Raw genomic sequence first — 26181 nt, forward strand, 5'->3', positions numbered from 1 at the left:
GAGGAGTCCATATCCTTTTGATTAACTAGACAAGATACTATTATTTTCTGACAACAGGAATCCATATTTCGCTTTTAAAAGTTGGGGATGCAACATCCTTACTCTCGTTCCACAAAATCTCTGGGCCCTCTGTTTGTTCATAGTTGGAGGATGGAAACCACTCGGAGTAGATGCGTCCCCATACATTTTGGAGTGTATCAGGAAAGGGACCGACTGCTTCAAATACAGCCCATTTCGATGCAGGTACTTCAAGCTGATCCAAATGATCCGGACATGCCTTCGTTGTTGCCACTCCGATATAATGATCGAGCTCTCCCTTCTCCTCCATTCGGCCTTCAGAAAAATTCGTCGATGCGCTAAGCAATCCAAGAGGAGTTACATTAGAAAGCTTCTTAAGACTAGAAATCGATTCATCATCTAAGCTTTGCCACATAGCTGCTATTTCCGGATTCACTCCATGGAATATAATAGGGACTTTTTTTTTGATCCCAACGATGCGGTAAGCCTCTTTTTCTTCGATACGGTAGTTCATTTCACTTCCTCCTTTAATGGTTAGTTGAAAGGTCATTTGAGGAAAGGCTTTTAATAATCGTCCCTTATTTCTGGCTTCTGACGGAGTAATGCCATGCAGCCCTTGAAACGCTCTTGCAAAAGAATCAGGCGAGTCGTATCCGTACTTAACCCCAACATCAATAATCCTTAACGGACTGTTTGCAAGCTCAAATGCTGCAAGTGTAAGACGCCTGCGACGAATGTATTCTGACAAAGACACGCCTGCAAGGAATGAAAACATTCTTTTAAAATGATACTCCGAGCAATAAGCCAGCCTAGCTACCTCTTTAAAATCAATCTCATCGGCAAGATTCTCCTCAATATAATTTAAGGCTCTATTCATGTTCTCAAGCATATTCATAAACATCCTCCTTTCCCCATATGTAGAATAGCAGAAGACCCCTTTACCCATCCGACAATTCGTGCACAATAAAGTAGTCATTTTTCATTCATACTTGCAAATCGGACCACAGCTTCTTCAGCTCTCTCCATTGCTCAGGAATCTCTATACATTTATTGACGTAGACTGCCTGTAAATACTGAGAAACGTTGTGAACCTGATCGAAAATAAGTACCTCCTTTATTTCTGATACTTTAGTGGGTACAGTGCCATTCGTTACGGTTCTAAAGGATCTTAAAGGAAGAAACATATCCGGACTCTTCCTGTAAGAACAGTTATTCGGAAACCGCGGCGAGCTGCCTGAGTCATATTTGGATAACTTCACTGCCGAGTAATGATTTATTAGCAACGAAGTCGCATCGAACTCTAAAACAGCAAACGCTTCATCCGGTTCTCTTCTAGAGTACGTATCCATCATCTTCTGACAATCCTTTAAAGTCGGCCAAAAAAATACATGCCTGTCCAGACAAGCCCGAAATTGTTCGAGCGTGCTGGAAGGATCTATCATCCTTTCAGGAATCCTTAAATGAGCATTTATTGTAATAGCATGCTCCGAATAATTTATTTCCTGGGCTTCTTCTCGGCGCTTGCCTGGCGATTTCGGATTTATTTTGTAGCTTGAGAATAGTGCATCCAATTGAACAATAGCCTGCAAATTTCTCACTCTTGTAAAATGAAAAAGGGACTTTCTATTTTTTGACTTTGTTATGGTAGCTATTGTATGTTCATTATTCTCCATGATTGGTACCTCTTCCTACAATCTATCTTTTAGATCATTCAACATCAGCAAAATCTAACTTTGTTATTATTTAACACTTGTGTACCCTATATACAATAGCCCGATATTGCAATAACTGCTATCGAAAGCATCCTCCTTTCTTGAATACTCATAGTATAGTAAGAGTTTTACAAAATGATCAGGTGCTTGCCGGATGCTAGTTTACAATTTGGACTAGCACATATACCGAAACAACAAAAAAACCATCGAGCTCACTCGACGGCACTAGTGTTTGGGGAAATTCTGGAAGTGCGATGAATCTGGGGCCAAAACACCTATCACCCTTTTGGCCAAATCTTCATCACTTACACAGCGTTTGCAATGCGACATTCCGTCATATCCCCTTATTTATTATAAATGAAATCATATTCTTTTCTGCAGTGTCTGTTCTAATGTTCGGACGATTTGCGGGTGTATCGCGGTTAATTGATGGAATTCTTCACGTCTCACGGATAACAGAACCGTTGGACCTATGGACCTGACCGTCGCATTACGCGGACTATTTGTGAGCAAAGCAATCTCGCCGAAGTGATCACCATCCTGCAAAACTGCAACCCTCTTTTCTCCATCACCATCAAAATGCTTCAAAATCTCCACCGAACCACGTACAATTATATAACATTTATTTCCTTCTTCTCCTTGACGAATAATCGTCTCTCCCTCTGAGCAGGTTTCAGTTGCGAACAACGCTGCAATATTTTGGAGCAACTCCGCCTCAATGCCTTCAAAGAAAGGTAGCTTAGACAGCCTTTGGACATCTACCGTAGCGTGAAGTCCGTCCTGTGACAGATGAAATCCATGCTGTTTTTCCCACATGCTATTGTAAACACCATGTAATTGCAGAAGCTCCTGATGCTTGCCTGATTCAACGATTCGCCCCTCTTGGAACACATAGATTTGATCCGCATTTACGACAGAGGCTAATCGATGAGTTACTGAGACAATCGTTTTCTCACCACGAATCTGTTGGATCAGTTGGTTGATATCCGATTCAGTAGCAGGATCCAGTGCGGAAGTTACTTCATCCATAAGAAGCAGTTTAGGCTTTCTCAGGAGTGCCCTTGCTATTGCCATCCGTTGACGTTCTCCTCCTGACAAGGACCCTCCCTCATGATGAATCCATGTATCATATCCCTCTGGCCAATTGGCAATGACGTCATGAATTTTAGCCTGCTTCGCTGCTTCCATCATTTCCGCATCAGAAGTGTCTGTTCTGTCTAGTATTAGATTATCTCGCACCGTTGTATGAAATAAAAAGGTATCCTGAGAAACTAACGTAGATAGATTTCTTAATGAAGCCTGGCTGACCGTTCGTATATCGTAGCCATTGATGGTTATGGTCCCTTGTTTTGGATCGTAATAGCGGGATAGGAGCTGCAGTGCCGTGCTTTTTCCTGAACCGCTTCCCCCGACAAAAGCAACATAAGTTCCAGCCTCAATATGTAAGTTGATGTCTCTCAACTGAAGGGTTTCATCGTTATACCCAAAGGAGACCTGATCCATCCGAATCGAAGGCAGCGTTGTAAGGAGCTCTACCGGCTTTTCCGACTCAGGTACATCAGTACGCTCATTAAATATTTCTCCGATGCGTTGAAAACTGATTTTTGATTCAATCAGATTGGGGATCAGGTAAGCCATGTTGGAGCCAGACTGTCCAACGCTCATAAACAAAGTGAAAAAAGCCATAAAGCCACCAACCGTCATCTCGTCATGGAAGATCAAGTATCCGCCGAAGCCAATCATGATTCCGTTCAAAATAAGCAATGTCGTTAACGGCAATCGCTCCATAATAGCATTGGTGATGTGCAACCTTAAACCTAATGTAAAAAGCTCATGAATCTGTTTCTTTGCCTGCTCCTTAAAGCGTTGCTGTAGATGTAAGCCTTTAATCGTTTTATGTCCTTTAACCATTTCGTCAATGGAATTGGAAAACCGCTCCTGAGCTTCTTTAGAGCTGATATTTACAGTCTCTGCTCTTTCTTGAAGCATTCTCGGTCCCACAAACATCAGCACAGAGCCAGCAAGTACAGCGAGCGTCAGCTTCCACTCAAGCGAGAACAACATAATGAGTCCAAGCAGAATACTTAAAGTCTCCCGTAAAAATAAAGGCATAGCTGCCCGTATGACTCGTTCTATGGATACCATGTCCGAAGCAAAGCGAGTTACTAAATCCCCGACTCTATATCGTTGATAAAATGGCAGTGATTGCTGCTGCAAATGGCTGAACAGGTCCATTCTTAGTCTTCGAATGACTTCCCCGCTGAGCCTGCCTAATGAATAATCCCCGCAAAGACTTGCCCCGATATTAAATAAGCCGCCGCCGATCAAAATGCTCAAAATACTAAGAAACACTTGAAAGTTCTTGGGGGTGAAAGCCTCGTCCACCAAATATTTGAGACTTAAGGGAGCAGCTACCGCATAAGCGACTTCTATGAAAATACTGGACACAAATAGGCCGCACAGAAGCTTGTATCTCGCAAAATAGCCCAGTAAAGCAGTTATAAGATTCAATTTAGATCGCGCCTCCCCATAATATTTAGATTACCTTAGTTTATAATGGCTGTAAACGGTGGTTCAGGTAATAACAGGACGATAATTATTAACTGCATAACATGTCAAACAAAAAAAGACCATGGGTTATCCAAGGTCTCCTCTAAGTCCTTCTTTCAACTATTTGGCCTTATAAGCGGCAATGTCCTTTATAGACTTCTCCTCCGCATTACGAAATGCGGTGTTGATATCAATCGTGCCCATGGAAACGAAATCCGATTAATGCCGAGTAGTTTGCGACAAGTTGAACATCATACTTTGCTCGGGGAGCAATGGGAGCAAATTGGTTATAGTAGACGGCTTTATAGTTTTTGCCTTTAAACGGTGAATCCTGACCGAGTGAGCTCTTGATCGATGGATTGTTAAGTACTGTCATGATACCTTGACGCGAGAGCTCCATTTGAAATTGTTCAGAGGTAAGATATTTCAGCACTTCCATCGCCGCATCCCGATTTTCCGTAAATTTAGTAATGCCAAAATAACTCGGATAGGCTTGAGAACCGATACCCGGCATGGACTTGAATGTAGGCAGTGAGACCATATCCCAATCCAGCGCCTTCATTTCATTCGGTAAAATAAGCGGCATGCTCGACAAAAAAGTATACATGGCTAGCGTCTGGTCTTTAATAAAATAACTAATAGGAGGTAGCTTCTTATTGTCTTTGTATCCAGGATCTTCGGCCGGCTTGATGAATACAGCTTCGAAAAACTGCTTCCAGCGTTCATCCTTATTTATGGTTGGCGTATCAGTGGTCAAATCGACGTTAGGGATGGACAGCTGATTCATTCGCAGTATGTGGTTCGGTGATGATGAAAAACCATAATATTGCTTCCCTTCATCCATTCGATTCATTTTCTTGGATAGCTCAAGTAAATCGTCCCATGTCATGCCGTCTTTCGGATAAGGGATTCCAAATTTATCAAAGATAGACTTATTGTAATATAAATTGGTACTGTTGTTGAAGACGGGCAGACCGTACATTTTCCCATCAGATATTTGTTTCATTGCCTCAATAATACTCGGCTCGAAACGAGTTAAATCCAGATTATGCTTACGAATCAAGTCCGTCATATCTACCTGCAATCCATTATCAAACATTTGACTCTCATAGTTTCCGATGGAATCGAAATAAATATCAATTTTCGTACTTGAAGCGATTAAATGCTGTAGCTCCGAGCTCCCCATATATCTTCTTATATACTTGATTGTATAATCTGGAAATTTCTTGCGGATTGCATCCCCAAAACGAACATTGAAGCTTTCCTCAGAATCTCCGTTGCTGGAGTAAAACACCAGTTCTACTGGCTGCTTCGGTTGCTCAATGGCAGTTCCTTTGCTTTCTCCGGGGTTAATAGCATCCTGTTTGATGTCTCCCGAGCAGCCCGCAAGTACAGCAATAAACACAATACTTAAAGTAATCCGTGTGAAACCACTTTTTTTGAACACCATAAATCTCCCCCCGGTTATTGCATCATCGAGATTGTGATGCTGCCCACCTCATTTAAACTCTATCAGATGCTATTAGAGTAGCTGATATATAAATCAACCGTTGCAAAGGTATCTGCCGGTAATCCGGAAGCAGCACTAATAAGTTTAATCGCTATTCTGTCGCCCGCGTTGAACGCGTTATTATCGTTAAAGGGAGCGACTAATGGATTCGTCGATGAAGTAGGACCTGCTATGCCGCTTAACCATAAGGAGTCGTTTTTCCATAGTTCAAATGTCAATGCAGCTGCGCTTGTTGGGGTACTTACATATACAGCGTACTTGGATAATACGCCTGACTGGGGCAGAAGATAGGCCTGAGAAGGATGGTTTTCTGATCTTTTCATGAGGGTTCCTGTTCCGGCACTGGATACATTGTCCGAATAAAAATGCAGCGTGTCGCCCGTTCTAGTGGGAAATATCCACTCAGCCCCATCCCACACGACATTCTGTTTAAGATCCGTATCGAAGTAAACGAAGCCTTTTTCTGAATGAAATGCAGCCGGTAGCGGACGTTGAGAGGTTGTCCCCTTACGCCTAGCCATCAACTCGCTGTCTTCACCATGATGACTGCGAAGCATTGCATAAAATTCAGGCTCTACCGGTTTGCCCTCGTTGTTGAAGTAATCCGTCAATTCCTTGGATAGCTTCGTATTGAGATGGAAATACCTTAGCCTGTTGTTCACATCAATAAAATCATACTTTGCCAATAAGTCAGGTCGGGATACATTGTCCAGAATGGGTGCGTGGATGGTGCAGTTCACGAAATAAGTACCTAACTCCGAAGCGAGGTAATACAGGTTTTTGTTATCATTGAGAGCGTCTGCACGTATATCGCATTGATCCAGTTGGATGCGCCCACGCAGAGGGCCTCCTTCAAAGGCATCTATACAGTTAACGACACTACGGCTTATGCAGACATCTGCAATTCCGCCTTTAAAATGACCGAAAAACTCTCCAACCTGAATGAAATCAATTTTAGGATATAACGCATACTCATCCGCATAAGGCTCTGTATGCAGTGCATTTAGCAAGAAGTTTACGTGGGTCGTTGATTGCGAGTATTGTACGGGTACCTTTTCACTATGGATATTTTCAAAGCGCATATAACAATTCGCCCTGACTCGCTGCCCGTCCATGCCACCCGATTTACCAGTATGGAGACTATACGGGTTCTGAATTTGTAATAAACGAACGCCCTTCTCTCGCCCACTGACCATAATATTACTAAACTCCAGATGATAGGGGAAAAAGACTCTTGCTCCTGATGAGGTTACTTTTGAAAATGAAGCGATCTTCATCATTTGGGCCGTACCGGTTACAGAAGCCAAGCCGGTATAATCAAACGTAAAATCATCGATCCGCAGCGATCTTCCATATCCAATCGGATACTTGTAATCGAAATCAAGGGGACTGAAATCGAGCCCTATCGCATCTGTAGTGCCGTTCTCCACCATAAGCCTGCACTTGTTTAGACGGATGTGTCCATCCCATTTGGCCCCATAGTCTTGTCGAAAACTCAGAAACTGGTTGCCAAACCGTCTCGTATTCTCGATAAACAGATCTCCGCCACCGGTAAGAGTAAACCCTTTATAACCGATTTCTGAATCTTTAACATACAAGTTCCAGCAGTGAAAATGGACGTCAATCCGATTCAATCGGCAATTCTCAACATGGAAATTTTTGAACAGGTTCGTTCCGAAAACTCCCCAATGTACCCATGAGCCTTCCGCTGTTAAGTTACGAAATGTACCGTTCAATACCCGGGTGCCCCCAATTCCGTATGTCCCCTGTGCAACATCCTGCCCTGTTCCGGCACGGTCCTTCTCCCACGGCAGAAGCCGGACATTTTCCAACAGCACATCATATACCCGCGTAAATTGATAAAAGCCGTTGCGGGGATTCATGGAGACATCGGCCTGTCCAGGAGCTAATCCGACCCATTGATTGCGTATAATCGTCCGGCTGCGCTCAATTTCGAAGCCATTATAATAATAGCCTTGATATGTCTGGCCGGGATTATTTCCAGATAAGTAGAACGTCCCGCCTTCAATGACCAGATAATTCTCATCACATGGATAAGCGACCAGCTTAGTGTAGTTTTTAAACGTCCATGCAATATCTCCGACGATTTTCCCATGCTCCTCCACATAGAAAAATTCTTCCTTACTCCACCCGGTGTTTCCCGCATATCCAGATCGAATACCGATACGGTCCTGCTCATCCTCAACAAATACAAGACAATTCTTATAGGCAGCCAGTTGATAGATAATCATGATTCCAGGCTTCATTCTGGAGAGGAACGCCGATTTCGTAGCTGCATCGAAAACGATGGGAATAGGCTCGTGACGGCTCTTCACCCTAAAACGTGGATTGGTTCTATTGTTAAAACTTTCGTCTATATGAAATTTCGTCTGCCCCCAACGGACACCCGTTTGTATTGTAATTTCATTCGTTGCCTTAATCCAAAACTCTCCGTTTTCACAAACCACTTGCAACCCTGCGGTATTGGCATATTGATGCGCTTTTTTAATCTGAACCCCATCATCATTCGTACCGTCACTGACCGTACCAAATTGCTTGTAATGAATATGGTCTGAAGGAAGCAGCACAGCTTGCAGACCATTCACCAGTGTGATCACACTGCCTCCGTCCTCACGTAATATGCCTGCTCGGATGATATAGTCGGATGCACCTCCGTCACCCGCTTGGTAATAGCCGGCTGTTGTTGCATAGGTACCTTCGGTCAAGCTGCTATCTGATTTCATGACTGCAACGGAAGGATAGAAGCTGCGCTGCATACTAGATCCACCGATATTCCCATAAGTAGCTTGCGTTACCGACGCGCCCCACCCGGTGCTAGCCATGAGCGGCTGAGCTGCCATAACGGCTCCCGCTCCGCCGATTGCCGTCAAAAACTCGCGACGGCTAATCGGCGCAGAAGCTTTTTCCCCTTGAGTGTTGTTCTTCCCATTGTCCATAACCTAATCACTCCTATTGTCGTTTATTTCCCCTATAGGCTTGATCCATTTGCTCTCCCGCTTTTCTAAGCGTGGTGTTCAGATCGTTCTTACCCACGACATAATCATTGAAGGATTGCACTGCATATTTGACAAAATAACTGTCTGGAAGCAATCGCTTAGGCGGCAATCCGGTTGTCCCTGAAAGTACACCTTTCCAGTTTTTATCCTTCAGGTAAGGAATGTTCGATCCGAATTCTTCGACAATCGTTTTGGTTTTCATCGCCGGCAAGCGGCCTTGAAGAGACATCATTTCCTGGGACTCTTTGGAAGTCAGCATTTCCAATACACGAAGCGCATCTTCTTTCTTTTTGCTCGTCGGGCTAATTACAGCTACATGAGCATCCACTTGGCTTGTAACACCAGGCTTTTCCTTAAAGGTAGGGAACTGAACGACGTCCCATCTAAGACCTGCTTCTCCGGGTTCCTTCATCTGATTGTTACGATTTTTGTAAGCCCACATTGCCAGCGTTTTGTCCTTCAAAAATAGTCCGTCCCCGTAGGTTGTCAACGTATTATCTGGAATCGTCCATACGTTGTATGCGGTTTCAAATACTCGTTTCCAGAGCTCTCCTGTCATTGCAGAGGTTTGGGTAGATGGGTCGATAAAAGGCAGTGAAAGCTGGAAGGCCATTTCCGACCAGGTCACATGAAGACCCTTGTACGTGCCGTTGCTCTTAGCAGTGATTGTCTTGCCAATGTCGATGGCCTGCTCCCAAGTCATTCCATCTTTCGGATAAGGAACGCCTACCTGATCAAAAATATCTTTGTTATAGTACATGAGCTGGAAATTTTGTGCATATGGAATTGCGTACAATTTCTTGTCCTCCGATTCATTGCGGATGGCATCAAGAAGTACGGATTCCAAACTAGTTAAGTCGAACTTTTGCTTAGCTATCAGGGTATCCAATTCCGATGCAAGCCCTAATGTTTTAAGATCCTTCACACCACCGTTCCAATTGAGAAAAATATCCGGCACATCTCCCGAGACGACAAGACTTTCCAGCGTGATGTCTTTAACCGGTCTAACTACTTCGAGTGAAATATGAGGATATTTCTTACTCAGAGGCTCCTTAATATAATTCTGAATTTCTGTATCGTTCAAGTAAGACTCCGAAGCATACAGCTTAATTGTTGTGGGCTCATAACTAGCTGGGACAGGCTTTTCTTGGGGCTCTGCACTCTTGCTGTCAGGCGTACTACAGCCGTTTAATAGCATAATACAACCCATAAAGACGACCAACCCTTTAGACGATTTCAGTTGAATAACCCCCTGACATATTAATACACAGATGTAATTGAAAGAATCGAGCGAGGTTCCATCAAGCCCTAGAGTCATGAACGGAACCTCCCGCTCTTACTTCATGCGCTTTACTTGCAATGAACAATCAAATCGATCGGGTACCGTCCAGCATTACGTCCGTATAAGGCTAATCCGCCTTCATCCGTTTGCAGCGTCAACTTGAGTTTGCGGTTTCGGTCCAGTCTACCTACAATACGGCCAGGTATGCTGAGCTTATACAAGTATCCGTAAGAACCCGCCTCTTCCAGCTTGTTCGCAGCCTCCTGATAATGCCAGGACAGGACACCCCGGCTATCTGCAGGATCATCTGGAAGTACGAACGATTCTATTCGTTCCCCGTCAATACTTACTTGCAGACGTGATTCGTGACGCTCGTCATCCGTCATATAGTACGTATTCGGATTACGTTCCGTATTGGCATCTGCTCCGTGCATGAACGATATCTCCGATTTGGCGTACGTCTCTCCTTCGATGTTACGAAGAAGAAGTCGCTTCGAGCTGGCTTCGAACAAAATATCAACATCTTGAATCACGCTCAATGCCTCTGGATTAGGAAGGGCAATTTCATATTCAAATGAACCCTCACCTCCTCCATTCACTTTATTACATTGAAGCGCGTTCCATTGATAGGAATACGTATGATGTTTGTAGTCTGCAATCGGTACGTATATTATTTGTCCGCTTCCTTCATTGACTTCAGGAGACATATTGCTGCGTACATCGAAGGTTGTGAAATTACGCATAATGACTTCACCATCTTCACTCAGCAGTTGTATGGCTAACACGGCAACGGCGTCATGCTCCGGCAAACGGACTGATAGTGGTTCCAGCGAAGAAACGCCGTAACCGTCCCATTCTACTGAACTGCTCCCTTTAGCCTGAATGATACGATCACCTAAATGGTCATACCATAGCTCCCACAATAAAGAAAGCGTTTGCCCGAAATACCGATCCGAGAAACTAGATCTTAGAAGCGGCACACTAATTAAGCTATCCGCATTTACCGTTTGGCAAGGAGGTGCATCTATGACAATAAAATCCGGCGAATGCAAGTCTCTGAGCGTCATTCCTGGTACGAACCATTCATATCCAAACTGTTTATCCGTCCCGTTCAACCGATAATAGCCGTTAAATTCATTAATGACATCACGGAATTCGGTGAAAACAAAGCCGCATAATTTATCATGACGCCGGAATTCGTTCAACATGTATCGGTAATGCCAAGCGATATCGCTATCTCCTGCCCCGCCTTCGATACCCCATACATTACCGCATTCACTGTTCATCAAAGGAGCATCGGACTGTTGGTTGCCTTCACAATAATTAAAGGTTGAGCCAGGGAATGTCTGACTTACGATTTTGCTCACATGCTCTCGTACTTGTTCATATCCATTTAAATAAAAGTGCCATGTATTCAAATCCGATTCCACATGATCCCAGTTGCAAGGGGAGTTATCCTCTACTAAGCGCGTAGGGTCAAGCTGTTTGGCCCATTGATATATTTCCCGCACCCATGCTTGCGTCTCCGGTAAATATTGAGAGGCTGGTATCCAATCCCTTGTTTGGTCAGGCGCCTTGTCATCTGTCTTCAGTCCCCATGTCTCGTTGAACATAACCCAGGAGAAAATAGAAGGATGATTCCTATCCCGTTCGATTACTTCACGAGCTTCGCTCTCATACATCGCCCGCGCCGTCTCATCTGGATTCCCCCAGAAGCAAGGCATATCTTCCATGACCAGAATACCGAGCTTATCTGCCCAATACAGTTTTCGCGGCTCTTCCGGCTTAATGTGGATCCGAACAAAATTAAGTCCGAGCCGCTTCATCAAGTAAATCTCATCCCTCATCTCCTCATCCGTTGGATAAGTAAAGTAGCCAGCCTCGTGATAGGACTGATCAAGGGTACCATTCAAGTACACGGGTTTGCCATTCAAAGTGATCCAGCGGTAATCCCGCTTACCGAAGAGTGCTGTACCAATCTCCCGTATGCCAAAATAGGTGGAAACAGCATCCACATCATCTCCGCAATGAAGTCTCAATTCACCCTCATACAAAAACGGCGTCTCTGGACTCCACAAACGCGGTTCATCCACTGTAAATGTAGTTTGCACCTCATTCTTGCCCTCGACAAGCTCCACTTGCACCTTGTGATTTACAGCTCCCCTGTCAAATTGGAATGTCAATTCGGCTATGCCGGAACAATTAGCTTCAATCGTTGCTGCTACCTCTACACATCCATCTAGACGGGTTACTATTGTAGCCGCCTTCACATAATTCTGCCGACGTGATTCCAACCATACCGGCTGCCATATGCCTCTAGTTTCACCGTATCCTTGCTTGCCCCGAGCTTGATAACTGTAGTCGTTATCCTCCACACGCACCACAATCACATTGTCGGCATGATTCAACCATAAATTCGAAACTTCAAACTCAAATGTACCGTAGCAGCCTTTGTGTGAACCAACGTGTGTTCCGTTAATCCACACATCACATGCATAGTCCACGGCTCCAAAACAAAGAAACATTCTGGAGTCGTCCTGCTCGGGAATCCAATGGATAGTACGCCTGTACCATCCAATTCCTTTCTCATTACGACCAATTCCAGAAAGCGGGCTAACCCATGAAAACGGAACCATAATGCTGGATTCATAGGACGTCTCTCCATGATCCTGCCACATCTGATCAAGCCCGGTATCCTTAGGGTCAAATCGGAATGACCATGTACCGTTAAGTGAAATCCAATCCTTTCTTTCCCAATCCGGTCGTGGGAATTCTGGGCGTGGGATATCCGTATCGGGCATCTTATTGACGGGGGTTAACATCGGATGAACACAACCTTTCTTCATTTTCAACCCCATTCTACTCCTTGTATATATAAAATGCAATGTATATTATGTTTATATTATATATATTTTTTTCAATGTTCATTTTATTTTTACAATGACGTTTTTTTGTTGTACACTGGAACTATCATTCTATGGATAAGGAAGAACCTAATGAGCGAATTTAAACAAGAAATGAATCGATACCCAGCTTCACGAATAACCGAGGTAGCAAAAGCTCTATCGGGAGATCTTCGCGTTCGGATACTGGAAGCGCTTGGTGACAGATCGATGAGTGTCTCTCAGCTCGCTGAAGCTCTTGGGGTTGCTCAGCCAACCATGACGATCAATATTCAGATGCTTGAGCTAGCCGATCTCATCGTCTCTTCCCCCGGTGCAAATCGGGAAAAGATATGCTCGGTCACCTGCAAGTCCATTCTGCTGGAACTGCCCGTTAAACCTGGGGATGGACTTCACCATATGGAGGAAATTCACATGCCGATAGGTATGTATTCCCATTGTTCGATAAAGCCTACCTGCGGAATGGCAGGTAAAGACGGTGCTCTCATTGGATCCATTGATGATCCACGTGTCTTCTATATGCCAGAGCGCACCGATGCTTCTCTTGTATGGTTCTCTGGATCCGGAAGCATTGAGTATTATTTCGCCAACCCCATGCCTCCCGGTGTCCCACTTGATGAGCTTAAATTAAAAGCAGAGGTCTGCTCGGAAGCACCGAGCTTCAACATGAAATGGCCTTCAGACATTTCGGTTTATATTAACGATTTATTGGTAGGAATATGGAAAAGCCCCAGCGATTTTGGAGACCGTAAAGGCAAGTTGACACCGGATCGTTGGTTCCATGGCACCGAGTATGGCGCTTTAACTGAATGGAAAGTAACCAAAGAAGGCAGCTGTGTGAACGGGGTTCGTACTTCGGAAACTACATTGGACGATCTTCTTCTTCATTACAGGGAACCAATTCGCATCCGGTTTGAGGTAAGTAAGGATGCGGAGCACCAAGGCGGGCTTAACTTGTTCGGATCGGGGTTCGGAGACCATCCACAAGATATCGTCCTCTCGTTCATTCGCAACGTCGACCGATAGACATGGATAGAAGCATTATGAAAAGATACCCTGATGATCCCCCAGAAAAATAGGCCTGTACTGCCACTGGCGGTACAGGCCTATTTTTATTTTCCCTGCTAAACTAAAGCTACTCTCTCTTTATTCATCAAAAAGACCGCACTCACTCAAAAAAGCGGGAACATATCCGTTGCCCTGCGCCCATTTGGCAGCCGCGAACAGCTTGTCCCGATAATCCGCTTGATAAGCCTTGTAGTGAGGGTAGAAATATTGTTCATGAATGAGTATCTCCAGAAATCCTGCTTCAGAAGGTGACTCTTTTAATTGTTCCAGTGATGGGATAATATCTTCCACATTCAATCGGTCTAACACCGCATCGATTTTAATAAATATGAGATCTTCACTATGATCTTTCCAGAAATCCCGTTTTCCGGCATGTTCCGTTTCCTTATTGTCTAAATAATAGGATACGGCAGGTTTGCCACCAGCCATACGGAAGTAGCCCGCAAATCCTTTAAACCCAAATTGAAGCAAAGCTCTACAAGATTCCCGAGTAACCTCTCCCCAATGAATCGTAGTAACGGGATCGAGAAGCTCTTCCCCGGCAAACCGAATGATTTGTTCCGTTACCCGTTCACAATCCCGTAAAACCTCTGAGGGGTCGGCATTCCAATAAGGTTTATCCGGTTCGTTCTGCAAAGCATGAAACGTCAAGCGCATCCAATGTGAATTGGCTTTCCATTCTTCCTTATACTTATCCGGCATCTGCGATAGGTTAAAGCCATCTGTCTGATAATACACATTAAAGTGCACTTTTGTTCCAAACTCTTGATGCAACTCTTTATAGATGGACAAGTAGGGGTTTTCGAAGATCGAGTGGTACTTAAGTTGATTATGTGCAATATCTTGGAGAAACCAGATATTATCGTCAACCGATAGTCGATATTTATTTACCGCACTCTGAATCCAATATACGTTATAGCACACACTGTATCCAGTTTCTTCGTCTTTTATTGAGATCGTATTCCGGTAATTGTCCAGCACAATCTCCGCATAAAAGCCTTCATTCTCCGGTATTGCTCTCATCCCGTTAACAATAAGCTTGAGCTTATTAGACGCTGCAGCAATAGTCACCTTCACGTGCAGATGTCCGTTCTGCAGCCAACCATCATGCTCATTTAAGATATCACCGTCTAGTGGAAACACGACTTCCCACTCGTTATCCATTATCAAAGGATTTGTCACAGTACTCAATCCCCTTCTATCGGTTATACGTGCAAAGCAGCATATCTTTGTTGTGGTAATTTTTACCTTATGCAGTTTATCATATAATCTGGGAAGACATCTATATAAATATCATTTTGTTAATCCTTCAAAGACATGCTATAAATGAGCTCGAATCGAAACAGTCAAATCGCTCACTAACCGACCAATTTCTTCCGGCGATAAATGAAAATGATTCAAAGTCCATTCAATTAACATCAGATGAACGATTGAAGATAAGGATTTATGAGCGTAAAATCGGTATGTATACTCGGGACTTTCATTGTTTTCCTCTATGGTATCCATGGACAATTCGTCAAAGAAGTCGCAAATGCTTTTATAAATAAGCTGTCTTATTTTGCGGTCCTTTAACTCAATATTATAGATCAGTGAAGAAGGGGCGTTGGATTTCCAATTACGGAATAATATGACGAACATTTCCTCATTAAAAACAGCAGTGTCCCCGACATTTTCCCACATGCCTTTCATCAAACTATCCAGGTAATTTAGTAAAATTTCATCCTTGTCTTGATAATTGCGATAAAATGTTTGTCGAGCAAGACCAGCCCTATCCGTGATCTCAGTGATTGATATGTGAGAGTATGCTTTCTTTTCCATTAGCTGAAATAAAGCGGTCTGAATCCATTCTTGTGATCGTAAAGCTTGCTTCCCCACCTGTTCACTCAAAGTGTTACACATCCTCTCTTTTGTCTATTTTCATGGAAAATAATTCAACAAGCATTGCATGAAAATGCGATTTATATTAATGTTACAACTATACCACATGTTACACCTGTAACTTTGTGATCTTCGTAAACTACTGCTTCATTAAAAATGAGGGAGACGTCTGCGTTTTTTTGATTGATAATGATTATCATTACTACATCATGGGTAACGAAAGGGGAATTTCTGTTGTTTAGTTCAAAAAAATGGGTGGCATTAACTTTATTTCTCGTATTGTCACTAGTTGTGAGTGCATTCGGTAGTCCATCCAATTCAACCAATTCATCAGCAGCCAAAGCGCCTGAGGCAAAGAACAACGATGCAGCTAAGCCTGCAACGCGCACAGTCAAACATGCAATGGGAGAAACAACCATTACCGGAACGCCTCAACGTATTGTAGTTTTAACCAATCAAGGAACGGAGTCCTTACTCGAGCTCGGCATTAAGCCAGTCGGTGCCGTTAAATCGTGGATTGGCGAACCATGGTTCGATCATATCAAGGACAAAATGAGCGGCGTACAAGTCGTTGGAGACGAGACACAGCCTAATCTTGAGCTCATTGCCAGCTTAAAGCCTGATTTAATTCTAGGAACCAAAGTTCGGCAGGAAAAAGTGTATCCGCAGCTATCCAGCATAGCTCCGACCGTGTTCACGGAAAATCTCGGCGACAGCATGGTTGAAAATTTCAAGCTGTATGCTCAAGCATTGAATAAAGAAGCTGAAGGAATGGCTTCTCTAGACAGCTTCAACCAGTCCATTCAACAAACCAAAACAGCTCTTGGAGATAAAACGAAAATGCGCATTTCCTTAGCACGTTTTCAGCCTGGTAAGGTTCGCGTCTATTACAAAAACAATTTTGCAGGCGTCATCCTTGAACAGCTAGGCTTCGCTCGTCCAGAAGCCCAAGACAAGAACGATTTCACCGCAGATGTAACAACAGAACAAATAGCTGTACTGGATGGCGATGTGTTCTTCTACTTCACATCCGATCGTGAAGGTGAAACTGGAGCCTCCAAAACGGCTGAAGAATGGTTGAACAGCCCTATCGGTAAAAACTTAAATGTTATTAAAAAACAACGGGCATTTAACGTAAATGAACCTATTTGGAATACATCTGGCGGTATCATTGCAGCTAAACTGCTTATCGAAGACATTAAAACTAGATTTGAAAAATTAAGCTTGTAGCCCCAGTTTTAAAAAAGCTTTCTTCTTTGAGATTATTTTTCTCATTGAAGAAAGCTTTTTTAATGTCAGGCAGCAATTAAACAGCGTCTATTGATGCTTTGTTTCTACATTTGTAACATTTATAAAATTTTCAGAAAATTAAAATTATTTGATTGACTTGTAAATGCTTACACATTTACTATTTTTTCTAATAGGACTAATTGACTATACGAGGAGTTGAGATGTATGAAACCTATTATTGTAGATAGTTCCAACGCATGCTATGAGGATTATGTCGCATTTTCCAAGCTCTCGAAATATGAACTTGCAGCTCTTCAAAAAAACTATTATTCGGAGCTTCACACCTTGAGGCATGAGTTGGAATTGCTTCTTCTTGAGCTCCAAACATCTCATCTTCAATTACAAAGGTCCTATAGTAAAACGGCTTGACCTCAAAGAATGATAACTTATCAGATCGCTAATTAAGCAAACATTATACATTAAACGTAAAAAAGAAGCTGACGTTTCCGTAAGGTGGATACATCAGCTTCTTACATTTATTTATACCATAGTTTACTTGCTATAAGAATACGGTTAATTATAAAATTTTACCCCACTGCTTACGACTGTGAGCATCCAACGCGTTAATATCTTCAATCTCGCAGCGCCGCCCTTCGATGTCCGATATTAAGTAACGACCCGGAGCCGGAGACTGCAGGTGCTCGTGCAAGTTCCGAAGAGCTAATGTCATCGAGCCTAGAGTAGTTTCTACTTTCCATATCCAAAGCGCCGGCTTTTGAGCTATTTTCTCAATATGGGTGATCCTCGGAATCAAATATCTCAGATTAAGCTCCCTCTCGGCTTCTTCCCGACTAGCGTCTTCAAGCTCACTAAGCTTAAGTATAATACCTATTTCATCCTCTTTGGGAGTACGTACGGAGATATATTCCGTCGGTCGGGAAAATGGATAGGCGCGATATAGCAATACCTCTGGATAATCTACCCCATCAATTACTGCCTGAAGCACCCCTCCCGCACTACGGCCTAACCATACGTTCTGGGAATCCAGCAAAACAATTTCGTAAGGATCACGCATTAGCTTTGCACCCCCTTAATTTTGGATAGCTCCCGTTGGGCCTCAACCAGCTTGTGATAGGCACCTTGTTTATCAATTAATTGTTCGTGGGTGCCAATCTCAACAATTTGACCTTTATCCAATACGACCAATCGGTCCGCGTTTCGTAAAGTGGACAACCTATGCGCTATAGCAAATGTAGTACGGCCTTTTACAAGACGTGATATGGCTTCCTGGATTTGACGTTCCGTCTCGGTATCCACCGATGCCGTTGCTTCGTCTAAAATAAGAATACGCGGGTCGTGCACGATAGCCCTTGCGATAGCAATACGCTGCTTTTCACCGCCAGAAAGGCGATGCCCCCGCTCCCCGACCTTAGTATCATATCCATCCGGAAGTCGGACGATAAAATCGTGTGCATTAGCAATCTTGGCTGCTCTCATGATCTCTTCTGGCGTAGCATCCGGTTTGGAATAGGCTATGTTCTCCGTAATAGTTCCATCAAATAGAAATGTCTCCTGCAGAACAACACCAATCTTCTTCCTCAGATCTTCCTGCTTGATCTTCTTCAAGGGAATGCCATCTATCGTGATATGTCCTTGATTGGGATCATAAAACCGACAAATCATATTAATAAGCGTGGACTTTCCTGCACCAGAATGTCCGACCAGACCAATCATTTCTCCAGGTGCTACGTTCAGGTCGATGTTTTTCAATACAGGATGATGCGTTTCGTAACCGTAGGATACTTGATGAAGCACCACTCTGCCTTCTACCCAGTCCATTGGAACAGGCTCGATATCGTCCGGTACATCCGACGGAGTATCCATAATTTCGAAGACGCGATCCGCCGCTGCCATCGCTCGGCTGGTCCAGTTGAGCGCTTGGCTGAACCATTGAAGAGGTCCGAACAGCATGCCCAAATATGCAGTAAAGGCCATCAAAGTTCCTAAAGATATTTGATCGCGAAGCACCATCCATCCACCGAAGTACCAAACAAGAATCGCACCTGAAGTGGAAATAAGAGCGAACAACGGGAATACGCCTTGCCACATACCGTCTGCTTTAATATTTTGCTCAACCAACTCTTTATTGGCATCACCATAACGCGACATTTCCGTAGGCTCTTGACCGAACGCTTTCACGACGCGAATCCCCTGTAGCGCATCGCCTACCAGCATATTCAGACGGTTAATAGCTCTCCAGTGACGATACCACCGCGCACGGATTGTTGGCCATATGACCATCGAAGTTATCACGATAAGAGGAGTAGGGATAATGGCATAAATAGCAAGCTTCCAATCGAGACTCGCCATCATAGTTATAATCGCCGCGAGCATCAGCACTTGACCTGCTATCCACATGATGCCATCCGTTAAAAACTGGCGCATAGCTTCGGCGTCACTGTTGACTCGACCAATGAATTGCGAGGTTTGCCTTCGATCGAAAAACCCGAGTGACAGCCTCATTAGCGAAGAGTAGATATCTTTGCGGATATCCCCCATCAGCTTGCCCCCAACCCATACCCCCATATAGCCTCGTAACGTTTGCATAATGGATAGCATGACTCTGGCTCCGGCAAGACCCAGTACGAACCAAAGCAGTGCAAGGCTGAAGCTCTTAGGTTGTAATACATCATCCACGATCACTTTTGTAAGGAATGGCGGAACGAGCTCCATCATTGTAGCTGCTACCAGCATCAGCGCAGCTGTCGTCATCTGGACGCGATAAGGCTTTGCATAGCTTAAAAGTCTAGCCGCCACCTTACCTTTGTCTGTACATACAGAGCATACCTGTGTCCCTTCTAACAAAGGCGTTCCGCACTGCGTACATCGTCTTGGCAGATCTTTTACAGATGCAGCAGGAACCTCTTCTTTAGTGGAAAGCGCTTTAATCAGTTTGGACGCGAATCCAAATTTCCCCGCATGGCTAGAGGTATAACGGATAAGCGCTACTGGGCCCTTCCCCGTATCGGCTATCAATGTGCCGCCGCCTATCGCCGATACAATGCGGCATTCGGTAATACCTCCAATAGGCTGTTCCCGTAGTACTTCACCATCTGCATTGAAAACCTTTACTTCCTCATCCATAACAATGAGCCATCGCTCACCGAAATGGCCTTCCTCATCCACATCGGCCATCGCAGCAAACATGGGCTGTGAAGACAGGCTGGCCTCTATGGCATGTGGAAGTTTTTCCAAAATGGACATGAATTCTTCTCTCCTTTACTTGAGCGCATCTGGCTTGAACCGATTCTGATGTCTCTTCAGGGAGCTACTCTTCGAATCGCGAAGTGGTACTGCATCTCTCAACCTTACTTATCTTATGATGACTGCTTTCAAAATACCAAGGGAAAGAATGTTTATAACAAAATATACCAGTCACTAAACAAACATACGTTCTCACAACGAGTATTTTAGCAAAACTCCATATCAAAGTAAACCATTATTTACCTAATATTCATAAATTACGTACATCCAATATAAAAAAAATCAACCTATGATTTCGTCTCATGGTATGGAATAATAAGGGAGCCTTGCGGTGAAATGGATTCATTGTATATTACCTACTTTAGGGGGGAACAAGATGAATTTGAAAAGTTCTTCAAGACTGGATAGTATCCGAGTCATTGTTGACGAAATGCTCCTAGCCTTAGCCGATGCAAATAGAAGACGCAATGGCTATGTTCATCTGTACGGTGTATCCAGCTTTGCTTCCATGCTTGCCTACAAAAGAGGACTTCATGCAGAGCTTGCAACTATCGCCGGCATGCTACATGATTACTATTTTTATAAAACGGGAATATCGACCTTTCGTGCCGAGAACAGCGCAGAAGCGGTAAGGCCTATTCTTAGAAATACGGGGCTTTTTTCAAAAGAGGAACAACGAACCATCCTTCGCTCCATTTTTTATCAGAACAATCAAATGGGCCAGCATGGCGTTGATGAGGAGACAATAAAAGAAGCGGTGATGCTGCATCATTACTTCCACAATTCAAAGGATGCACTTTGCCCTAATAGTATCGAGAGATTGCGTTCACTACTATTTGAATTGGCTTGAATGGGCTCAGCTTCTTGAGGTCTGTTGCTTCCATAGTGGAATGGATGAAGATTTCACACCTTCTAGAGGGGGTATCGTAATCTATGAAAAACTACTCTCCGACAAGTCCCATGACCATATCGGGATTGTCCTGTCCTGCGATAACGACGAACTGATCGTCGCCGAAGGAAATAAGGATAAAAAGAATCAATCCGCAATAGTACATCGAGATCGTAGGAAATGCATAGCTGGCTACATCCGTGTAGATAACGAATATCAGTACTCATTTGCAGGTGAGTATGAACCTATCCTGCTTAAGTTGTCCCATCATTTCCAGCCTTTATATTTACTGATAATTGTCTCATCCCAAATTTGAACCTCGATATACCGTTCTGGGCCTTGACTTCCGTCTGCATTCCATTCTTGAGGAAAACCATACAGCTGAATCAAGTCTAAGATTTCTTGTTTCGTTAGACGTTGCCTCGGTATGGTTTTCCATCCTTATACCGCATCGTGGGAAATAAATCCCCATACGTGAAGCTGATGCTTTGCTCTTCAAATTCATCCAATACGATCTTAATCTCGTGACCGTTTCTATACCAATCCTTAATCCATCGGCATGGACCGAGCGTCATGTAATGAGGATAATGACTTGCTGAGCTTCATCGTCACTCAAGCTGGACAAATTAACAAAGGCGCCACGTTCCGTTTCATAATAGGTATAAATAATGTCATTTAATGAATGGAATAAGCTTGCGTACGTTCTCATCTCTCAGCCATAATCCTCCCCAAGTCAGAACAGCCAGGTAGATAGGAAATAAAGTATGGGTAAACAGCGGAGCATCCATTCGAATATGTGTGGCTACCACTCCGCCAAAATATGCGGTTAGCAGCAGCGCACCCAAAACCGATGTACGTGGTATGGCATATAGAATGGTAGGAATGAGACCAAGAACGCCAATGACAATAATGTGATGCTCGGCATAGCCAAGCGAGACGGTTCCTTCTACAACGGGAGCCGGTTTAATCAATTTGAACACACCATCAAATAACATGAACAGAATAACTAGCCAGCCCATGATCCTTGCTGTCCACAGCCGACCTTTTGAAATACGAGCATTCATGATTTATCAACCTCTCTCAAATTTTGATAAAACCATAGTAGCATGAAACCTTCGGCCTCATTTCTTATAAATTGCTCTTTTCAGCTTGGCTTCACTTAGGTATGGGCTAAAATGTTGACCAACTTGCCAAAGGGATCCCGGACATAAAATCGTCGAACACCCCACGGCTCATTTGCCGGTCCGTATTCAATGCGAAACCCTGCATCCTTCATACGAGTATAAGCAACATCCACATCATCGACTTCAATCGATAGATCTGGCGTAGGTGTAGAAGAACCGCCTTGCGAAGCGACACTAATTTGAATACTCATCTCCTGATTCGACCCGTAAGTCGCTATCCATCCATGATCCATTAATAAATCGAGGCCGAGAACATCTTGATAGAAACTTTTGGCTGCAGCAATATCTCGAGCATCTATATTGGTGACAATTCGTTTGACGATCATTATAAACCTACCTCCATCTATGGGCAGTGAGCTTCCCGCTATCCCGCACTGTCATACTCTCATCCGCATGTTCGATCATCCGTTGAATCCGCTCCAAATCGCCAACCGACCGTCGTATTCACGATGCTCTGAATAATTTATTGCATCAGTTCAGCAACCGAATAAGGGAATAACGGCTTGCTCAGCTCCAAAATCGCTTTTGCATAGTCCTGTATTTCCTTTTGAGCATCATGCTCCAGCCTTTGATTAAGGAAATGGCACACGGATTGCAGAGATGCCGTCCAGTACCAACGAACGTACATGCCATAGGATGGTAAAAACAATCGCGCCTGTTCCGCACACACTCCGTCGTCTAAAGCGGCTTCATACTTTTGGATTCCCAGCTCGATATAGTCGATTAATTGCTGAGTCAATTTCATCCCAATCTCCTTATGTACCGCTTCGCCGCTGCCTTGTTTGGAATTAGCCGGTTTACCTCTCCATTCTTCTTCCTGCGGAATATAAAATGTTGGCTCCTCCGTAATGTATCTTCTACTGGATTCATTCCATCCCTCAAGACTATCCCCTGTTCCCTCCATATGAGCGGAGCCGACTACATACTTCCACCATTGTCTGGCTACCATTAAAGGAGCGTACACCTCGAACTGCATCATGACATGTCTAAAAGGTGACGTATGACCTTCTCTCGCCAGAAATTGGATCAATCGAATATCTTTGCTGTCCAGTTCATGGGATTCTTTGGCATAGGATACTCGCGCCGCATTAACAATCGTTAAATCCGATCCCATATGATTGACAAGCCTTACGTAGCCTTTATCTAGAACTTGAATAAATGACATTAAAATCAACATCCCCTTAAAGCGTATTGGCATAATACTAAAAACATACAGGTTACAGAACAGGGAGATTATACCATAGCATCATGGAAATGTGTCCTTTTTTTACAAGTAATTTTCACCTTAGATTTAAACCGGTTAATGGGCTTTCAGCTCCGGTTAGCAGCTTGATCAAGAAACCATTGTAATTCTTCACGTAATCCAAGGAAGGAGTCGCATCGAAAAAATCCGCACCCGCTGCATAACTAATTAAATATTCCTTCCAGTTGGTGTATGATTCTCTGGCATTCTGAAGGCTCATTGCTACTATCCTCCATTTATCCTCTTCCGTTAAGTAGCCAAGATGATATCCTGCACAGCACAAATAGACACACCAGGAATGGTCGAATGCGGCGATGCCTTCCGCTGGGAGACGCATCAAATAGTAATTAGCTACCAGCAGCCTCCTCGTTCGTCTTTCCCCCTCCGGTAAGGATTGCAAATAAGGGTTCCTTTCCGATTCGGTAAGTCCTGACAGGAGCATACGATAATCTTCAAACTCCTTACGGATTCCCGTATCAAACAACCACTGAAGCGTTGCTCTTAATGAGCGGGGATCGTCGATTCTCCAAAGTTCTAGGGCATTGCGAAGCCGTGTTTTGTTCTCAAAAACCATATGCATTTTATTGGCAAGAGAATAAGCCATCTGTCCTTTCATGCAAAAGGAAGAAAGTGCATTAACATAAAAAGCCAATTGCTTGCGTAGTGTTGGGTCGTAGTAGTTCAACGAATGCTCCCCTTTTTCTTATCAAGTTCAACAAGCTGAATAACGGCTTCGATATCAAACGGTTGAATATGCGTTATTCGTTGGTACATTTCCTTTGCGTTCTCGATCTCCCTTAACCTCATATAGCATTTTCCTGCTAATGCTAATGCGTCCAAATGCTCCGGTTGATGAGACAGGATGTATTCTAAATCTCGAAGTACTTCGTTGAACCGCTCTCTTGCATAGTTGACTCGCGCCTTGACCAGGTACAAGTCAAGATCATTGGGGACGATTCGAATGCAATGATCTACGGCAGTTAATGCTTCAATCAAGTTTCCCTGCCTGAGATAAAACTCACCTCTCAGACGCAGCAAATCCGGATCATCAGCAAATAAAGCATGCGCCTTCGTAAGCATTTCCTCTGTAAGTTGCATGTTTTTTTCCTTCAATGCCATTAATGCCTTCAAGCGGTAGTCCAAATAAGTCTCCAGCTCTTCAAATTGTTTAATGTATGTGTAGCGCAAGCTAGTTGAATAAAGCGGATCAGCGAATACGTGCAGGAAAATATTTGGAAACTGTCTAGCAAATGAATCTCTATCCTTCCGAATAGCATCTTTCCAATGAAAACTACTTTCTAATAATCCCCATATCCCCCTTGGCAAATGAGGATGCTGGTCTATAAAGCCGGACATTTGCTCTCTAACAGCATATTGAAGCCTTATATTCCACATCACATCTTCTTGCATGAGGTTCAACCAGGATGTTAGCTCAATACGGGAAGCCATATTATTATAGACAGCATGGACTTTTTCCATGAAATCCTGAAGAGGATCTTCTTGGGTTCTCCCCTCATGAAAAGAAACATTCATTGAATGCGAGGAAAAGATGAAGACATGTTCGTCTTCATCTTCGTCAGTGTGACTAATCGATTGACTCTTACGTTTACAGTTTAAGATAGCCTGATCGTAAGCCTCTCTAAGCTTCTGATATCCTTCCGGATCTTCCTCGGGATGATGCTGCTTCAGTTTTTGGACATAAGCTTTCCTGATTAAGGATTTATCTTCAGTAGGGTTTATCCCCAAATGGTGCCATATATTCATGGATTCATCTCCGCCTAACTACCTAAATGCGCTTGCCTTAGTGGACTGGAATGGGACACGAATAGTTTCGTCAGTACTGCCTTATTCTCACTAATATAATCGGAGTTCCTGTTAATGGAATTAAATGCAGAACCGACAGTAAAACTCACTAAATAGTCCTTCCAGTTTGAATAATTACTTTTTACAATCTGGATGACCTCACCGATATTAGACCACTTCTCTTCTTCAGTTAAATAATCCATCTTAAGTCCAGCGCAGCATTTAAATACTGTCCATGTATAATCGACCGCAGCTATCCCTCCGGAAGGCATACGCCCTAAATACTGATTTACTATAGTTAGCTTATATTTCCGATTCGCATCGCCCGTTTCACTCTCGATGTACTTCAATCTACCGTCTTCCGATAGAGAGGACAAGATACAACTTATGTCTTCAAACTCTTTTCTCTGTCCTATCGTTATGGAATGTTTTATGTTTTCTTTCAGAGTATCTGCATTTTCGATCTCCCAGTGTTTAAATAAATTCCGCAAATAACTTCTTTTCGTATAAATCCAATTTGGATTTTGAACGTGGTAATCGGCATCCCTTCCTACTATGCACATGGCTGTCAGTGCATCGACAAAAGGTTTATAAGTAAACGATGCTTCCTCAGCGGAAGTATTCATAGTT

Annotated in this window: 21 protein-coding genes; 4 read left to right on the forward strand and 17 right to left on the reverse strand. The window is 43.5% G+C overall.

Translation table 11 applies throughout. From position 1 onward, the window contains the following. Nucleotides 1-40 precede the first annotated feature (40 nt). From BP97_RS0107670 to BP97_RS0107700, 7 genes are all read right to left on the reverse strand, one after another. Nucleotides 41-913 carry an AraC family transcriptional regulator gene (locus BP97_RS0107670; protein ID WP_028548567.1) on the reverse strand — a complete coding sequence of 291 codons (873 nt, stop codon included), beginning with the start codon at nucleotides 911-913 and terminating at the stop codon, nucleotides 41-43. Between the two features lie 88 nt (nucleotides 914-1001). After that, on the reverse strand, nucleotides 1002-1691 hold the full coding sequence (locus tag BP97_RS0107675) for a DUF7002 family protein (protein WP_028548568.1): 690 nt from the start codon (nucleotides 1689-1691) through the stop codon (nucleotides 1002-1004). A gap of 402 nt (nucleotides 1692-2093) precedes the next feature. Then, complete coding sequence (locus BP97_RS0107680) at nucleotides 2094-4241, reverse strand: ABC transporter transmembrane domain-containing protein (RefSeq protein ID WP_028548569.1); 2148 nt, start codon at nucleotides 4239-4241, stop codon at nucleotides 2094-2096. Between the two features lie 229 nt (nucleotides 4242-4470). After that, complete coding sequence (locus BP97_RS0107685; protein WP_028548570.1) at nucleotides 4471-5730, reverse strand: ABC transporter substrate-binding protein; 1260 nt, start codon at nucleotides 5728-5730, stop codon at nucleotides 4471-4473. 62 nt (nucleotides 5731-5792) lie between these two features. Continuing rightward, on the reverse strand, nucleotides 5793-8747 hold the full coding sequence (locus BP97_RS0107690) for a hypothetical protein (RefSeq protein WP_028548571.1): 2955 nt from the start codon (nucleotides 8745-8747) through the stop codon (nucleotides 5793-5795). A gap of 13 nt (nucleotides 8748-8760) precedes the next feature. Further along, nucleotides 8761-10125, reverse strand: a complete 1365-nt coding sequence (locus BP97_RS0107695; protein ID WP_028548572.1) for an ABC transporter substrate-binding protein — start codon at nucleotides 10123-10125, stop codon at nucleotides 8761-8763. Nucleotides 10126-10157: 32 nt separating this feature from the next. Then, nucleotides 10158-12935, reverse strand: coding sequence for a glycoside hydrolase family 2 protein (locus tag BP97_RS0107700; RefSeq protein ID WP_231506256.1), 2778 nt, complete (start codon nucleotides 12933-12935; stop codon nucleotides 10158-10160). Nucleotides 12936-13085: 150 nt separating this feature from the next. On the opposite strand from BP97_RS0107700, the gene BP97_RS0107705 reads away from it, so the two are divergent. After that, complete coding sequence (locus tag BP97_RS0107705) at nucleotides 13086-14018, forward strand: ArsR/SmtB family transcription factor (RefSeq protein ID WP_028548574.1); 933 nt, start codon at nucleotides 13086-13088, stop codon at nucleotides 14016-14018. A gap of 120 nt (nucleotides 14019-14138) precedes the next feature. Here BP97_RS0107705 and BP97_RS0107710 read toward each other — a convergent pair whose 3' ends face one another. Together BP97_RS0107710 and BP97_RS0107715 are read right to left on the reverse strand one after the other, a co-directional pair. Then, nucleotides 14139-15242, reverse strand: coding sequence for a hypothetical protein (locus BP97_RS0107710; protein ID WP_051620446.1), 1104 nt, complete (start codon nucleotides 15240-15242; stop codon nucleotides 14139-14141). Between the two features lie 138 nt (nucleotides 15243-15380). Further along, nucleotides 15381-15947 (reverse strand): TetR/AcrR family transcriptional regulator, encoded by a 567-nt coding sequence (locus tag BP97_RS0107715; protein WP_028548576.1) that lies wholly within the window; start codon nucleotides 15945-15947, stop codon nucleotides 15381-15383. Nucleotides 15948-16172: 225 nt separating this feature from the next. Here BP97_RS0107715 and BP97_RS0107720 point away from each other — a divergent pair, with 225 nt between their 5' ends. Next, nucleotides 16173-17168 carry an ABC transporter substrate-binding protein gene (locus BP97_RS0107720; RefSeq protein ID WP_028548577.1) on the forward strand — a complete coding sequence of 332 codons (996 nt, stop codon included), beginning with the start codon at nucleotides 16173-16175 and terminating at the stop codon, nucleotides 17166-17168. Between the two features lie 225 nt (nucleotides 17169-17393). Further along, complete coding sequence (locus BP97_RS40625; RefSeq protein WP_028548578.1) at nucleotides 17394-17597, forward strand: hypothetical protein; 204 nt, start codon at nucleotides 17394-17396, stop codon at nucleotides 17595-17597. Between the two features lie 148 nt (nucleotides 17598-17745). On the opposite strand, the gene BP97_RS0107730 is transcribed toward BP97_RS40625, so the two are convergent. Both BP97_RS0107730 and BP97_RS0107735 read right to left on the reverse strand, forming a co-directional pair. After that, nucleotides 17746-18243 (reverse strand): DUF1854 domain-containing protein, encoded by a 498-nt coding sequence (locus BP97_RS0107730; RefSeq protein ID WP_028548579.1) that lies wholly within the window; start codon nucleotides 18241-18243, stop codon nucleotides 17746-17748. After that, on the reverse strand, nucleotides 18243-20432 hold the full coding sequence (locus BP97_RS0107735; protein ID WP_028548580.1) for an ABC transporter ATP-binding protein: 2190 nt from the start codon (nucleotides 20430-20432) through the stop codon (nucleotides 18243-18245). The genes BP97_RS0107730 and BP97_RS0107735 overlap by 1 nt, the downstream gene beginning before the upstream one ends. Nucleotides 20433-20808: 376 nt before the next feature. Here BP97_RS0107735 and BP97_RS40630 point away from each other — a divergent pair, with 376 nt between their 5' ends. Next, nucleotides 20809-21282: an HD domain-containing protein gene (locus BP97_RS40630; protein WP_051620448.1), complete on the forward strand. Its 474-nt coding sequence runs from the start codon at nucleotides 20809-20811 to the stop codon at nucleotides 21280-21282. A 710-nt stretch (nucleotides 21283-21992) separates the two neighbouring features. On the opposite strand, the gene BP97_RS0107745 is transcribed toward BP97_RS40630, so the two are convergent. The 6 genes from BP97_RS0107745 to BP97_RS0107770 all read right to left on the reverse strand — a co-directional run bounded on the left by BP97_RS0107745 (nucleotide 21993) and on the right by BP97_RS0107770 (nucleotide 26177). Next, nucleotides 21993-22385 (reverse strand): DoxX family protein, encoded by a 393-nt coding sequence (locus tag BP97_RS0107745; protein ID WP_028548581.1) that lies wholly within the window; start codon nucleotides 22383-22385, stop codon nucleotides 21993-21995. Nucleotides 22386-22480: 95 nt separating this feature from the next. After that, nucleotides 22481-22831, reverse strand: a complete 351-nt coding sequence (locus tag BP97_RS0107750; protein WP_028548582.1) for a VOC family protein — start codon at nucleotides 22829-22831, stop codon at nucleotides 22481-22483. 137 nt (nucleotides 22832-22968) lie between these two features. Further along, complete coding sequence (thyX, locus tag BP97_RS0107755; protein WP_028548583.1) at nucleotides 22969-23670, reverse strand: FAD-dependent thymidylate synthase; 702 nt, start codon at nucleotides 23668-23670, stop codon at nucleotides 22969-22971. Between the two features lie 115 nt (nucleotides 23671-23785). After that, nucleotides 23786-24433: a DUF1266 domain-containing protein gene (locus BP97_RS0107760; protein ID WP_028548584.1), complete on the reverse strand. Its 648-nt coding sequence runs from the start codon at nucleotides 24431-24433 to the stop codon at nucleotides 23786-23788. Beyond that, entirely contained in the window at nucleotides 24430-25512 is a 1083-nt protein-coding gene (locus tag BP97_RS40635) for a J domain-containing protein (RefSeq protein ID WP_028548585.1), read from the reverse strand. The genes BP97_RS0107760 and BP97_RS40635 overlap by 4 nt, the downstream gene beginning before the upstream one ends. Nucleotides 25513-25526: 14 nt before the next feature. After that, on the reverse strand, nucleotides 25527-26177 hold the full coding sequence (locus BP97_RS0107770; RefSeq protein ID WP_028548586.1) for a DUF1266 domain-containing protein: 651 nt from the start codon (nucleotides 26175-26177) through the stop codon (nucleotides 25527-25529). Between the last annotated feature and the right edge of the window lie 4 nt (nucleotides 26178-26181).

This window comes from Paenibacillus sp. UNC451MF (genome assembly GCF_000686845.1).
Lineage (GTDB): Bacteria > Bacillota > Bacilli > Paenibacillales > NBRC-103111 > Paenibacillus_S.

Bases quoted from the DNA above. Each gene is read 5' to 3' on its own strand.
- BP97_RS0107670 (WP_028548567.1), bottom strand. From the start codon at position 913: ATGAATATGCTTGAGAACATGAATAGAGCCTTAAATTATATTGAGGAG.
- BP97_RS0107675 (WP_028548568.1), bottom strand. From the start codon at position 1,691: ATGGAGAATAATGAACATACAATAGCTACCATAACAAAGTCAAAAAAT.
- BP97_RS0107685 (WP_028548570.1), bottom strand. From the start codon at position 5,730: ATGGTGTTCAAAAAAAGTGGTTTCACACGGATTACTTTAAGTATTGTG.
- BP97_RS0107690 (WP_028548571.1), bottom strand. From the start codon at position 8,747: ATGGACAATGGGAAGAACAACACTCAAGGGGAAAAAGCTTCTGCGCCG.
- BP97_RS0107695 (WP_028548572.1), bottom strand. From the start codon at position 10,125: ATGACTCTAGGGCTTGATGGAACCTCGCTCGATTCTTTCAATTACATC.
- BP97_RS0107700 (WP_231506256.1), bottom strand. From the start codon at position 12,935: ATGAAGAAAGGTTGTGTTCATCCGATGTTAACCCCCGTCAATAAGATG.
- BP97_RS0107705 (WP_028548574.1), top strand. From the start codon at position 13,086: ATGAGCGAATTTAAACAAGAAATGAATCGATACCCAGCTTCACGAATA.
- BP97_RS40625 (WP_028548578.1), top strand. From the start codon at position 17,394: ATGAAACCTATTATTGTAGATAGTTCCAACGCATGCTATGAGGATTAT.
- BP97_RS0107730 (WP_028548579.1), bottom strand. From the start codon at position 18,243: ATGCGTGATCCTTACGAAATTGTTTTGCTGGATTCCCAGAACGTATGG.
- BP97_RS0107735 (WP_028548580.1), bottom strand. From the start codon at position 20,432: ATGTCCATTTTGGAAAAACTTCCACATGCCATAGAGGCCAGCCTGTCT.
- BP97_RS40630 (WP_051620448.1), top strand. From the start codon at position 20,809: ATGAATTTGAAAAGTTCTTCAAGACTGGATAGTATCCGAGTCATTGTT.
- BP97_RS0107745 (WP_028548581.1), bottom strand. From the start codon at position 22,385: ATGAATGCTCGTATTTCAAAAGGTCGGCTGTGGACAGCAAGGATCATG.
- BP97_RS0107750 (WP_028548582.1), bottom strand. From the start codon at position 22,831: ATGATCGTCAAACGAATTGTCACCAATATAGATGCTCGAGATATTGCT.
- thyX (WP_028548583.1), bottom strand. From the start codon at position 23,670: ATGTCATTTATTCAAGTTCTAGATAAAGGCTACGTAAGGCTTGTCAAT.
- BP97_RS40635 (WP_028548585.1), bottom strand. From the start codon at position 25,512: ATGAATATATGGCACCATTTGGGGATAAACCCTACTGAAGATAAATCC.
- BP97_RS0107770 (WP_028548586.1), bottom strand. From the start codon at position 26,177: ATGAATACTTCCGCTGAGGAAGCATCGTTTACTTATAAACCTTTTGTC.